General features: G+C 42.6%; 11 protein-coding genes and 1 pseudogene. 5 read left to right on the top strand and 7 right to left on the bottom strand.

The features are described from left to right. Window position 1 precedes the first annotated feature (1 nt). Window positions 2–196 carry a hypothetical protein gene (locus OO774_RS08140; RefSeq protein ID WP_237316658.1) on the bottom strand — a complete coding sequence of 65 codons (195 nt, stop codon included), beginning with the start codon at window positions 194–196 and terminating at the stop codon, window positions 2–4. An 86-nt stretch (window positions 197–282) separates the two neighbouring features. Here OO774_RS08140 and OO774_RS08135 point away from each other — a divergent pair, with 86 nt between their 5' ends. From OO774_RS08135 to OO774_RS08120, 4 genes are all read left to right on the top strand, one after another. Continuing rightward, window positions 283–969, top strand: a complete 687-nt coding sequence (locus OO774_RS08135) for a DNA-3-methyladenine glycosylase I (protein WP_264901425.1) — start codon at window positions 283–285, stop codon at window positions 967–969. A gap of 371 nt (window positions 970–1,340) precedes the next feature. Next, window positions 1,341–3,083: an ABC transporter transmembrane domain-containing protein gene (locus OO774_RS08130; RefSeq protein ID WP_264901423.1), complete on the top strand. Its 1,743-nt coding sequence runs from the start codon at window positions 1,341–1,343 to the stop codon at window positions 3,081–3,083. Continuing rightward, entirely contained in the window at window positions 3,084–4,862 is a 1,779-nt protein-coding gene (locus tag OO774_RS08125) for an ABC transporter transmembrane domain-containing protein (protein WP_264901421.1), read from the top strand. A gap of 273 nt (window positions 4,863–5,135) precedes the next feature. Continuing rightward, on the top strand, window positions 5,136–5,684 hold the full coding sequence (locus OO774_RS08120; RefSeq protein WP_264901420.1) for a hypothetical protein: 549 nt from the start codon (window positions 5,136–5,138) through the stop codon (window positions 5,682–5,684). A gap of 80 nt (window positions 5,685–5,764) precedes the next feature. Here OO774_RS08120 and OO774_RS08115 read toward each other — a convergent pair. The 4 genes and pseudogenes from OO774_RS08115 to OO774_RS08100 all read right to left on the bottom strand — a co-directional run bounded on the left by OO774_RS08115 (window position 5,765) and on the right by OO774_RS08100 (window position 9,859). Continuing rightward, window positions 5,765–5,983, bottom strand: a pseudogene (locus OO774_RS08115) (hypothetical protein). Between the two features lie 102 nt (window positions 5,984–6,085). After that, the gene (locus OO774_RS08110; protein WP_264901418.1) at window positions 6,086–7,201 is read right to left on the bottom strand and encodes an HD domain-containing phosphohydrolase; all 1,116 of its coding nucleotides are present in this window, start codon (window positions 7,199–7,201) and stop codon (window positions 6,086–6,088) included. A 245-nt stretch (window positions 7,202–7,446) separates the two neighbouring features. Then, window positions 7,447–8,652 (bottom strand): aromatic amino acid transport family protein, encoded by a 1,206-nt coding sequence (locus OO774_RS08105; protein ID WP_264901417.1) that lies wholly within the window; start codon window positions 8,650–8,652, stop codon window positions 7,447–7,449. Window positions 8,653–9,256: 604 nt separating this feature from the next. Then, complete coding sequence (locus OO774_RS08100) at window positions 9,257–9,859, bottom strand: 2OG-Fe(II) oxygenase (RefSeq protein WP_264901415.1); 603 nt, start codon at window positions 9,857–9,859, stop codon at window positions 9,257–9,259. 363 nt (window positions 9,860–10,222) lie between these two features. On the opposite strand from OO774_RS08100, the gene OO774_RS08095 reads away from it, so the two are divergent. Further along, window positions 10,223–11,158: a LysR family transcriptional regulator gene (locus OO774_RS08095; protein ID WP_264901413.1), complete on the top strand. Its 936-nt coding sequence runs from the start codon at window positions 10,223–10,225 to the stop codon at window positions 11,156–11,158. A 770-nt stretch (window positions 11,159–11,928) separates the two neighbouring features. Here OO774_RS08095 and OO774_RS08090 read toward each other — a convergent pair. After that, entirely contained in the window at window positions 11,929–12,402 is a 474-nt protein-coding gene (locus tag OO774_RS08090) for a response regulator (protein WP_264901411.1), read from the bottom strand. After that, a complete protein-coding gene (locus OO774_RS08085) occupies window positions 12,389–13,726 on the bottom strand; it encodes an ATP-binding protein (RefSeq protein WP_264901409.1) in 1,338 nt (445 codons plus the stop codon). The genes OO774_RS08090 and OO774_RS08085 overlap by 14 nt, the downstream gene beginning before the upstream one ends. Window position 13,727: the final 1 nt, after the last annotated feature.

Genomic DNA, 13,727 nt, shown 5'->3' with positions numbered 1-13,727 from the left:
GTTAGTTCATTTCGGTCGTAATCACCACATCGCGCGTTTCATTATCCATATCACTGATACCGACTACCGAGACTTCCCTATCCGATAACGTCTCGATGATACTGTCTTCTAATCCGCCATCAGCTAACCAAGTATAAAATTTCTCTGCGATGCGCTCCGAACCTTCTCCAACAAACGTTAATGTGACCTTCTTCATTTGTGACACTCCATCAATTTACGATTCAGCAACTTAAGCGTAGTATGTTTGGCAAACATCGACATCTACTAAGGCTAACTTCTTTTATGACCATTGAAAAATTTGACGCGATTTACCAACGCGCCGCCGAACGTAAAGGCGGTAAAGACCAACTTGAAGCCCTGCTTACTCATCCGTTAAGTAAAACAGAGTTAGCCGCTATTCCTGATGACCGTTGGTTAGCTGCATTTTCAATGAAAGTATTTCAAAGTGGCATTTCATGGAGTGTGGTGCGTAAAAAATGGCCAAACTTTGAAGAGGTCTTTTTTGGTTTCAAAATCGAGCCATTACTTATGCTTTCCGATGAACAGTGGGAAACAAAAGCGACAGACGAACGCATTATTCGCCACTTGACGAAAGTGATGTCGATTCCCGCGAACGCTCGCATGATTCATGAAGCGAGCATTGAATACGGATCATTCGGCAAAATGGTGGCGGATTGGCCCCAGGAAAACATCACGGAACTGTGGGCTTATTTAAAAAAACACGGTAAACGCTTGGGCGGAAATACCGGACCATATACCTTACGCCAGATGGGTGCAGATACATTTATTATCTCTAACGATGTAGAGGCTTACCTGCGTAACTGCAAGATCATCGAAGGTGGCAAAGACACTAAGAAGTCTCTGGATGCAGCCAATAAAGCCTTTATTCAGTTGCAAAAAGAGAGTGGCCGAAGCTTAACGGAAATCAGTCAGATCATCGCATTTAGCACGGGTGATAATCGCATCTAATTGGCAACGACTGTGCTTATCTTTTTTAGTCTAAGTTTGGTCTGTTAGCTTCGGTTGACGCCGCGCTATTCTCTCAAAACACAAGTTTATTCCGGATTAAAGCGTTGATTAAACTCAGTTAAAGTTATGTTTTAACGCTTTAAGTTACCAATACTCTCTTAACCACTAAAACCACTCAATTAACATCAATTTCACATAATTTTGTTACATTAGCGGCTTGCAGTAATAAAGTGAGAAATTCGATAGAGCATACATTTAAAATCAATACAAAATATCGTATTTATGCTTGCTCAATATTTGTGCTTGTAAACTTTTCATTTCGCCCAATAATGGTTCCATAATAATTTCAATCAGTTAAGTTGGGAGGCGGAATGAGAATTTTCTGGCAGCTACGTTGGTATTTCAAACAGAAATGGAAACACTACGTTGGCTCTATTTTACTATTGGCACTGATCTCTGTCCTCCAACTGATACCGCCAAAAGCGGTAGGCGTGATTGTTGATGGTGTCGTCGATAACACTTTAGAAACAAGCACGTTAATTATGTGGTTGTTAGGTCTTACCGCAATATTCGTTACGATCTACGTATGCAGAATATTGTGGCGCATTTGGCTGTTTGGCGCGAGTTGGGAGTTAGGAACCATCCTGCGTAACAAGCTGTACCGCCACCTTTCAACTCAACCACCGCGCTTTTTTGAACGTTATAAAACTGGCGACTTAATGGCTCGTGGTACCAATGATGTCAGAAACATTGTAATGACTGCTGGCGAAGGTGTACTTACCGCCGCAGACTCGTTAATTACAGGCATTGCGGTTCTTATCGTGATGGTGACTCAAGTAAGCTGGAAGTTAACGGTTATGGCGCTTTTGCCTATGCCGTTTCTTGCCATCATCATTTTCTACATTGTGCGTATCCTTCACCAACGCTTCCGCATAGCGCAAGAAGCTTTTTCTACAATGTCAGATATGACTCAAGAGTCATTGAATGGTGTTCGCATGTTGCGTGCATTCGGCTTAGAGAAGCAAGAGCAACAACGTTTCGAAGATGTAGTGGACGACACAGGCGCGAAGAATATCGCAGTTGCGCGTGTGGATGCGCGTTTTGACCCTGCTATCCAACTGACGATTGGCCTCTCCTTTTTACTCAGCGTCGCTGCAGGTGCGTACCTTGTCGATAAGGGGGAGATCTCTCTTGGTGACTTAACCGCTTTCACTATGTATCTAGGCCTTATGATTTGGCCAATGTTGGCGTTTGCTTTCCTATTCAACATTTTGGAACGTGGTTCGGCTGCATGGAATCGTCTGCAAGAAATCTTTGATGAGCAACCTGAAATTGTCAGTGGCGATACTCCGCTGCAAGATAAGCCTCTGCCCCTGCAAATCAATATCGATTCGTTTTATTGGTCGAGAGATTTACCGCCTGCCCTAGCGGATATCAATGTGACGTTAGAGCCAGGAAAAATGTTAGGTATTGCTGGCCCGGTTGGAAGCGGCAAATCGACATTATTGACGCTACTTTTCCGTCAGCATGATTTGGAAAACGGCACGATTAAATTTGGTGATGTATCAATTAAAGACGCTCAACTTCCGCAATGGCGAAACCGCTTTGCTGTGGTTAATCAAAGTCCATTCCTGTTCTCAAAATCGATCTTTGACAATATTGCATTGGGTAATCCAAATGCATCCAAAGAAGCAGTGTACCGAGCAGCAAAACTGGCCTGTATTCACGATGACATTGAGAAGTTTCCAGATGGATACAACACCGAAGTGGGCGAAAAAGGCATCACGCTTTCTGGTGGCCAAAAACAGCGTATTGCGATTGCGCGAGCCATGTTACTCAATGCTCAGGTCCTCGTTCTGGATGATGCATTGTCTGCTGTTGATGGACGCACTGAGCACCAGATTTTGAAGAACCTGGAAACACACTATCGTGATCAAGCCTTAATCGTGATTGCTCATCGTTTAACAGCCCTCAAATCGGCTGATGAGATTATCGTCCTCAATCACGGTCACATTACAGAGCGTGGTCGCCATCATCTATTAGAGCAAAACCAAGGATGGTACGCGGAAATGCTTCAGTACCAGAAACTAGAACAGGCAATGGAGGAGGAATAGATGAAACAGACAAGTACATTTAGGCGGTTGTTGTCTTACCCATTGTCACAACCAAAGCCGATGCTAAAGGGGCTAGGTCTGCTGTTTATCGCCGCATTAGCCAGCGCAGGTGGGCCTTGGTTGATTCAATACTTTATCGATGAACACATTGCCAAAGGGGATTACTCACAAGGTGTCTTGATCACGTTAGCTGCTGGCTACATTGCACTTCAGGTGATTTCAGCGACTTTCCAATACTTTCAGTCATTGCAGTTCAGTATGGTCGCAACCAACACCATTAAAACGATTCGTAAGCAAGTATTCGCTGGCGTGATTAAGCAACCACTTTCTGCCTTTGATTACACACCTGCGGGAAAGTTGGTCTCGCGAATTACTAACGATACCGAGTCTCTCCAGCAGTTCTATGAGCTCTTGATTGCGACGGTGGTAAAAAATGCCGTAATGATCCTCGTGATGCTGGGCGTCATGTTCTTTATGAGCTGGCAGCTAACACTGGTTGTTTTGGTACTGCTTCCAATCGTGATTGGTTTTATGTATCTGTTTAAACAGCTCAGCACAGAAAGTTATCGCAGAATGCGGGATTTGCTTACTGACATTAACGCTAACTTAAGTGAGTCAATCCAAGGGATGAGCGTTGTTCAGTTAATGCAACAAGAAGCACGTTTTAACCAACAGTTTAATGACCTTACTGCAGAGCACCTAGTCGCTTCTAAGCGAGTCATTCGTTTAAACGGCTATCTATTACGTCCATTAATGGATCTGTTAGCCGGTCTTGCTTTGATGAGTCTGGTTGCTATCTTTGGTTTCAATGGCGTCGAGGTGATTGGTGTCGGTGTACTTTATGCGTTCATCAGTTACTTGGCTCGTGTTACTGAACCCTTGATTGAAATGACCCAACAGCTTGCTTTGTTGCAACAGGCATTAGTATCAAGTGAGCGAGTATTTGAACTCATTGATGCAAAAGAGCAAACGTATGGCGATGATCAAAAAGCGATCAAAACTGGCTCTATCGAGATTAAAAACCTGACGTTTAGCTACGATGGAAAGCAAGACGTATTAAAAGACATCTCTATTAAAGCCGATCATCAAGACTTTATTGCCTTAGTTGGTCATACAGGAAGCGGAAAAAGTACCCTAGCCTCGCTGCTAATGGGATTTTACCCAACAGAAGTTGGCGAATTGCTAATTGATGGCCGTCCGCTCAATACGCTAGCCAAGCATGTGCTGCGTAAAGACGTGGCAATGGTTCAACAAGACCCTCATATACTTCCCGACTCAGTTAGGGAGAACGTTTCTTTGGGTCGCCCCGTTGAAGACACTGAAATATGGGATGCATTAGATAAGGTAGGTTTATCGGAGCAGATCCGTCGTTATCCTAACGGGCTGGATACTCAGTTAGGTCAGGGGGAAACTAACCTTTCCGCAGGTCAGAAGCAACTGCTTGCTTTGGCAAGGGTATTAGTGGCGAAACCAAAAATTCTCATTCTGGATGAAGCAACGGCAAACATTGACTCCGGGACTGAAGCTTTGATTCAAAAGAGTTTAGCGGTATTACGTCAGAATATGACTTTGATTGTAATCGCTCACCGATTGTCTACGATCTTGGATGCCGATCAGATTGTGGTTCTTCATCATGGTGATTTAGTTGAAAAAGGTACGCACAAATCACTTCTTGCACAAGATGGCCGCTATGCGCAAATGTATCAATTGCAACAGGCTAGCAGACATTTACAAGAAATTGAGGAAGAGGAAGCGAATCAATTAGAAGAAGCGGTTTAGAGTATGCGCCCGTAGCCAGTTTACGGGCGTACTATTTTGGTGCAGTAATCGTATCTTTAGAGACAAACTCTCCATTTCGATGCTATTTAGCGTTACAAACAGTCGCAAATTATAATAATTTTCTATTTCCTCACCAATTATTGACATAATCCCTCGCTAAGTAACGCGATGTCGTTGTAAAATCACCATTAAATTCAGCCTATTTATTCTCTACAGCGCGATAGGCTGGTTATCACATACTCATATTGCATATTAATCTCATGACTGAAGTCCATGGATAAAGATAAGTTTACTAATATCTATCGTTTACCAGGCTCGATTCAAATTCGCATTGGTAAATGGCAAAAAACGTTCCGCGGAACCTCAGATTTGGTTTTGCATCAAGCTCTAATAGAACGTAACAAACAATTTAAGAAACCAGACTTTCTACCCAAAGGCTGGTGTATTACGCCTATTGATGAAAAAGACATCACGGTAACGCATCATGGCAAATATATTCAGACTGTCATGAGAACCATGCTGGACAGGAAAGTTTCTTATAAAAGGCTTTTCCTTTCTCGTATGAGCGAAGACAAAGGTGAACAAGTGCTTCGTGACTACAAATTAGAGTGGGTAAGAAAGCACAATCAAATAGCGAAAAAGTACAATCAGATTAAAAAAAAGCAGTACATGACCTTTTCCAGAGAAGAAGAAGAGACTCTCTACCCTTCGATTCCGAAAGGTGAGTTTGATAAGACACTTTGGAACAAACTGGTTGTTTCTTCGTTTGGCCCAGCCAAGAAATATAAAAACCCCCACTACGTTCGTAAAGCGGATTTTTAATTCCACTCCGTCAATAATCTAGTATTAGTCGTTGTGCTGCGGCGTTTATAAGGTGTAAGCCGCAGCAGCAATGAAAAGAATTAATGACGAGAATCCGTGCTAAACTCAACTTCTTTGTAGATATCAGCCAGCGATTTTTTACCTTGTCTGTCTTTGGCTGAACGCGCACTCTTTGGTTAATAATGATATTCTTGCTCCTGCAAAGCCTGTTCATGCTCTTTTGCTGACTGAACAAACTCAGCGTTCGCAAGGGCTTGTTGGCGTAAGCGGTTTACTCTTTCTAGGGTTTCCCACAACATACTTCACCTCCAAACTTAATCGAAGCCACAATACTGTACATAAATACAGTATTGTTTATAAAATCCTCCTAGTCAAATTTTCATCTCCTTCATTGTTTACCACTATTCGACAGAGCAGTGTTCTGGGTATTTATGGATTATTTGTTTTAGATAAACTTGGTTATCGCGCAAGACATTGACACATTCACCAGACAATAAACCGTCATGTACCCATTTCTCTAATTCGATAAGCGCATACGGGATAGACCAAGCCTGACGGTTTGGGTGGTGCGTGGTTAATACATCAAACGAATTCGCAACCGCAACAATCTGAGCGGCGACTGGAATATCCTTTTCTTCCAGTCCATAAGGGTATCCTGATCCATTTAGATTTTCATATTGATAAGTCACTATCTGCATGAAGAGTACGACACTTGGATGAACGGGGTTACCGATACGGGCAACAATGTCATCCGCTGATTCTATACATTGCTCAATATGCTGAATGATTATCGCCTCTTGTTCTTTGTTGAAGTGACTGCGACGACAAGCAATATCTATGGGTAACTGAATTTCACTCACAGCATGAAACTGCGCGAAAATACCAATTTGTTCAACCATTTCATCCGTCAACTTATGACGTTCTGCAAGATGAACGCCAAGTAAGTGGGCATAAAGGCGCATACGCTTGGTATGTGCGTAACACTCAGGGCAATAGCTTGGCATCGCGCATTGCTTGCGCTCTGAAAGCCTTTCTATCTCATGCACGACGTGATCTTCCGACTCAACAGCAAACTCAACCATATCAAAATATGGCTTTAAGTTATTGAGCGTTTCTACCTTAAATGAACTGGGCTTTGTGGAGTTTAGAAAGACAAAGCCAGTAAACGCTTTGTTTTCGTAACAAGGAATGGCGGCAGATGATCGATAGCCGTGATCCAGCAAAACTCTAACGCGAGCACTATGGCTAAGCTCGTTGAGATCATCAATCACACGCGGGGTTCCATTCTGAGCAGCAATACAAAGATTGGGTAGTTTACGAAATGGGGCTTCATAATGCGCTAAATCCCAGTTATCGAACTCAGTATCTGCGAAAGATTTAAGCATATCTTGTCTGGGGTGATATTTTGCGAACGACACCCTGTCAATGCATGGCAGGTGTGCCTGCATCCTATTTTTCAACGCTTGCAATTGCTCATTAAGCGGTTTTGCAAACGGGTAAAAACTACGGTGTGTCATACTTCCACTCCCCCAGCCAAGCTAGGTACTAGGCGAAAAAGCTCATTATTCTCAGTGTTTACGTTAGTTATTAGAGCAACTTTTCTCCACTCAAAATTTTGATATACCTCTATATAAGTGTACGAAACAAAACCAGACATCCGCCAACTTTTTTCGCGGAAATATTCAAGTCACCTGATCCAGATTAAAAAAGCCAATGAGCAGTACCCATTGGCTTTTAAAGAGATAAATTTTAGAGTCAGTGATCAACCTAAGGCAGGTAAAACTCCAAGAGTAATTAATACCTGTGCGCCGACTATCCCCGTACCCGCAATACCCGTGATCACTAACGCGCCCTGCCCGCCAGCTACGCGATATTCTCCGGTAAAATCGTTAGAGCGACGCACTTTAATCACCATAACTAGCGGTAAAAATATAGCCAGAATAGCCAGTGCGATAGCCGCATATCCTAACGCCATGATAAAGCCTTGAGGGTAGAACAGAGCAAAACCTAACGGTGGAATGAAAGTGATTAACGCAGCAACTAAGCGGTTCGGCTTATCACTGCTTCTTTTGATCGTATCACCCAAGAACTCAAACAACCCAAGGCTCACGCCCAGGAAAGACGTCAAAAGCGCTAAATCTGCAAACACGCCAACAATATTACCCAAGTTTGATTGATGAACCGTCAGTGACAACTGGCCAATAAGTAAACTCAACCCGCCATTTTCGATAAGGGTATCTTGACTGACCACACCCAACGTTACGATTTGCCAAAAGATGTAAATGACCAATGGAATGGTTGATCCAATGATCACCGCTTTACGCAATGAAGCAGTATCTCCGTCAAGGTAGTTCACAATAGCCGGAATACTGCCGTGAAAACCAAATGAAGTAAAAATCACAGGAATCGCCGCGACAATAAGACCCTGCTCAATTGGCATACTCAACAGGTAAGACTGTGTCACGTTGGGTGCCAGGAATGATAAGACCGCAACCATGGTAACAAGCTTCATTGCAAATAATACGCGGTTAACTTTATCTACGGTACCCGTGCCAATCGTCACAACCAAAGTCACGATAAGTGTGAAGATAACAGTTGAAGTCGATCCTGAAATATCGAGATCAAACCACTGCGTTAAGCGATCACCAAATTGTGCACCGCCACCAGCAATGTATGCTGCGCACAAAGAGTAGAACAGAAAAAGCATTGCAAAACTGGCAACCCATTTGCCTTTCTGGCCGAGAATTTGTTTCGCCAGGGTATGAAGTGTTGCACTGCTTTCAGCATACTGATGAAGCTCGAGCATCAGCAAGGCAGTAAATGCCATTAGAGCCCAAAGCCCCAACATAATGATGAGGGAAGTGGAAAAACCGATACCAGCAGAAGCAAGAGGAAGCGCCAGCATTCCGGCACCAATTGTAGTCCCTGCAATAATTAGGGTACTACCAAATACTTTAGAACGACTCATTGTATATTATTCTTTACATCTTATTGAATATTAGCAGCACCAGATCGGGCAACTAGGACCCTAAATGACACCATATTTTGTTATTAGCACGATACTGTAGGATATTAACGATAAGATCAAGCAAAGTGTAAGAATAAAAATCCATTATTGTATAATTTTATTTACACTGGAATATCGACCAAATAATTTCATGCCGATCTGGTGAGGCTCATCACTACTATCAGGGCCAAACTTAATCATATGATTTCTGGTAGGTTTGTGATGAAGACTTGGGAGTAACTACAAAGGATTCAGAACATGGTTGGAAACGTTCTGTTATAGCAAGATGGTGAGACGTAAAGATTACACCTCACCTGATTTTAATAAAAGGGATTAAATCGAGTCAGTTAGCTAAATGCCGTTCGTTTAGCAGCTAACGGCATGTTTAAGCCTCCAGTCATCCTGAACAACGACGGAGGAGTGTGATTCAGGATCTAATTTCCGAGCACTTTATGGCCGAAATTATTTCATTAACTGCTCAGCGCGCTGCTATTAGATTCCTAGTCTCGCTAGAGCTCGCTGGAATGACACAGATAAAATCGTTAAGCGATTGGCATTAAGTCAGTTAGCTTGCGATATCTAACAAATTGTCTCTGACGCCATTGATACGGAACCAACCCGCAATACTGAATCGCTCCGCGTTTGTTGGGAGTACTTCATGTGGAAATTGTTCAGACAAGAAAACAAGAAGACGCCCTCCTCGAGGTGGTATTGTGGCAATTAGAGCATCATTGAGATCATAAACGACCAGTTCGCCAGCGTCTTCTTCACTCCAGGCTTCATTCATGTAAAACACGGTGGTCAAACGACGATTTTCATTGCCTTTGAAACTATCGAGATGTTTTTTATAAAAATCGCCTTTCTCATATTTCGCAAAGTGAGATTCATATTCAAACAGACCGAGATATAGATGACGGTTCATCGCTTCGCGAATGTTTTCCATCTTATTAAGGTAAGCGGCTATCGGGCTCCCCATGTCAGATTTTAGCCATTGAATTTTGTCGCTGCGAATCGACTCTATGCGTGTCACGTCTTCATTACGACCAATGCGCGCTTTTTTCCAATTGTCGGGAACGCAAGCCCTTAGCTCAACAACCTCTTGTTCTGAAAGGAAATCATCCCAAATATAGTATCCATGAGTCGCTATAGCATCGATCAGTTCGTTCATTTACTCTATTCAATCGTGTGGTTGAGAGCGTCTTATATGTAATTAAACCAACAACGACAAATGTGATATTTTGTCGAGACGACAACTATTTAGTTTTTATAACTCATCCTTTTTCATTTTCGCTTTGTGTTACTCATTACGCCTTACGAAAACAGAAGTCCTCTGCTTTACTAATAACATTGAGCGCAAACCGCCTATCAATATTTCCTCTTTCGCAACACTCAAACTGGACGAAATGGGACGAACGACCTTCTTTAAAATCAAGTAAGGGTAGTTATAAATACTAAAAAAGTTTATATTCACAACATGATAAAACACAAAATTACTGTTACTTTCGAATAAAACAAAGTACGAATCTGACTAATGGACTATATCACTCTATCTAGAATCAGTTTGAAACACTTAACTGTATTGCACATGTTGCTGACAACACATAGTGTCACTCAAACTGCTGAGCGACTTTGTGTCACGCCTTCGAGTGTGAGCAAAACACTTAGTCAACTTCGTGAAACTCTAAAAGACGAGCTTTTTTACCGTGACGGTACCCATTTAGTTCCAACGCCATTTGCAATCAATATAGGCCCGTCTATACACGGTATTTTGTCGAGTATGAACGGCTTGTTGCACCAAGGGTCATTCAGTCCGGCTTGCTATCAAGGCGATTTTTCCATTGCAATGCGTGAAAGCTCATTTGAATTGTTTGCACCGATGTTGGTTCACCTGTCACAACAGCTAGGCAACCATGCCTATTTGAACGTACACTCTAAAGACGAGATGAGTTTTGATGCATTAGTCAGAGGGCAAATTGATTTCTTGTTGTTGCCTCACGATCTCAGTCAGCCACCTACTCATAACAAAGATCTTGTTTGGCAAACCATTTTGAAAGACGAACTGATCTGTCTGATGAATAAATCTAACCCACTGGCAAAACAATCGCTGACGATTGAAGGTTACCTGTCAGCTCGGCATATCGGTATTCATGACAAAGATCTTTCTCGACCGTATTTTGAGCAAAATTTGCGACAAAGGCACCAAAAACGAAACGTTGCTATACGCGTCGCGGATTTTGGCTCCGCGGCGGTCATGTGCCACCATACAGACTATTTGTTTACCTGCTCCAAGCGTTGGGCGAGAATCGCGCTGCAAACGAAAGATTTGGTCGAGCAACCTCTTCCATTCGATTTTGGGCAAGTGTCTTACAGCTTGGTCTGGAATAAAGCGAGCTTGAATGATCCTGCTTTAAGCTGGTTACAACAGCAATTACTTGATGCATGTAAAGTGCTCAGCGCTTTTGAGTAACATGATAAGCAAGTGAAAGGCATAAATATGACGATGTAGTCTTGAGAGTTGAGGTAGATTCCCCACCGGATGCCGTCACTACGTGGTAAAACGTCTTGACATCATCAAATCGCACACTGTTTTACAGAGTAGCCAGTCATTATTAAATTAGATTACGCTGATCTATCTCTGTTACAGTGAACGCAGTGGGTTCACTCCTTTTTAAGCCAAACAACGTTGTTGTTTTTTCGAACTTCATACACCGAGGTTAACGAATTCTCGTGTGAATCTACACGAGGAGTTTACTCCAGCGAACAAGTTGCAACTAATGAAAAAACCCAAACATATTATTTCCAAAAAATAAATAAGTTATTTCTAAATTAGCACAACGCAAAACAAGAGCATCTACGCTGTTGATTAATCTTTGATACTCAGTTGCTTTAGAAACATTAGTAGTTATTTCATGAAATTAATTAAGTTATAATTAAAGAGAATGATAAGTTGTTCAATAATAGAAAAATATGTCCGTTGCAGACCATAAACGATGCAGAGTCCTTTTTACAAAAGAGCTGAGCAGCAAAACTTTGTCATGGCAGAAAGTGATAATCGCCGATTTTCTCTAGGCTCTTCATTCACTACGTTTTATCGTAGGAATAGTACGACATATTTCCAATATAGAAATTATAGAGTTAGCTATAGAGCCGATTTTCTATTTGTAAGTGAGCTGAATTCACACAGCTACGATTTTGATACCGTAGCCGCGGAATAAGTTTTTGAATAACATGGCTCTGTTATCTAAGCCGTTCAAAAACCACACTTTGATCTAAGTGTTCATGGTATTGAGTGTAATCCAACCCTTTATCAAAGATGTATTTGGTAACTAAGTTTCTCACACATTCCACCAACTGATTTGCCTGCCACGGCTTCTCAAAATAACGATCAATTCCAGCAGTGTTAATCGCATTAATCGTATCTGTGTGCGTCGCCTGACCGGTTAACAGGACTTTTCTGGTATCAGTAAAACGACTGTCTTTTGAAATTTCAGCCAGGAGCTCTACGCCTGTTTTACCTGGCATAACATGATCAGAGATGATCAAAGCAATCATTTCACCCTCTGCATCAAGCTCGTCCATCAGTTCCAGAACTTCATCTGCCGACTCACAATCTTCTATGTTTAGCCACTGAGTTAATGGCTCTAGATCAAGTAAAACCGCGCTTAACACCTCTCGTTGGTCATCAACGCAAATTAAATTAAGCTTCTCCATGTTCACCCTCTACCGGTAATTTGATTCTAAAAATAGTTTTGTCACTGTCACTCTTGACGACAATTGAGCCGTTGTATCCAGCGATAATTCTCTTCACAATCGACAGCCCCAACCCAAGCCCAAAAGACAACCCACCTTTCTTGGTGGTAAAGTTTGGCCGAAAGATTTTTCTACGCGTCGCTTCATCTATCTCCGGACCGTTATTCGCGATAGTGACAAGGACTTTGCCTTTGCTGGCTCGAGTTTGTATCTCGATGACTGGCGAATCTACGCTAATGAGCGCATCACAAGCGTTTTTTAAGATATTCACCCAAATCTGTACAAGCTCAGTTTGCGAACCAACAAACAAAGGCAGTTCCGCAGGACTAAAACGAACTTGTACTCGTCTTAAATCACTCTGTAGCAATGCTATCGCTCGGTTAATCGAATCATTGATATTCAAAGCCTCATCCAGATCGATATCGGTTCGACCCAGTTGCTTAACAGAACGCACGATGCCAACCGTATGTTTGGAAGCGAGACGCAAATCATGCAGGTCTCTTCCCACCTGCCAGTACCTGATGGCTTCTTCCGGGCGTTTCAACCAATGCTCCGTAAGATAATCTTCTGGTACCGCGCGAGCTAAGTCTCTCGCGATATCTCTCGGCAGTCCATAATACTTCTCAAAGTGTTTGCCTCGTTTACGTGCTTCACTAGAGGAGACTTTTTGTCCTTGTAGCAAACCAAAATCAAAAAACTGGCTAGCCTCCGGATGCACTTCTTCTAGCAGCTCCATAATCACCGTTTCTAACCGTTCGGATTTACTGCTCACCACCCCAATGGCGTTGTTCAGCTCATGAGCGATGCCCGCGGCTAATTGACCTAATGTTGTCATCTGTTCTGCGGTATGAAGCTTTTGCAATGCCTTTTCTTTTGCGAGCGCCTCTTCCATTGCACGGTGCTGACGACGAGATAACTCGTTGACCATTACCGGCATAAATTGCGTTGTCAGAGGGCCAAATTGTGACTCTTGCACCGCTGGCGTACTGCGCTCTATCCAAGCTAGCTCTGCATCGGTTTGAGCGACCACCGTCGAAGACGCAGTCCAAGTACCAGAAAAGAAACTATGCACCCCGATGAAAGCCCCTTCCGAAGCAGAGAAAACTTTAATCGGCTTTTTGTCATCTTCTGAGTAGTAGCCCGTCAATTCACCCGAAATAACGAAATATAGACGATCGTTATAGCCAGCTTGTTCAATCAGTACCGCCCCTGCCGACACATTAATTCGTCGGTCGTTATTATCGAAATAGCGTTCTACCAACGCATCTAATTTGCTTTCATACATG

It is taken from the genome of Vibrio sp. STUT-A11 (genome assembly GCF_026000435.1).
In the GTDB taxonomy this organism is placed as follows: Bacteria; Pseudomonadota; Gammaproteobacteria; order Enterobacterales; family Vibrionaceae; genus Vibrio.
This window is presented reverse-complemented; position numbering and strand designations above follow the sequence as displayed.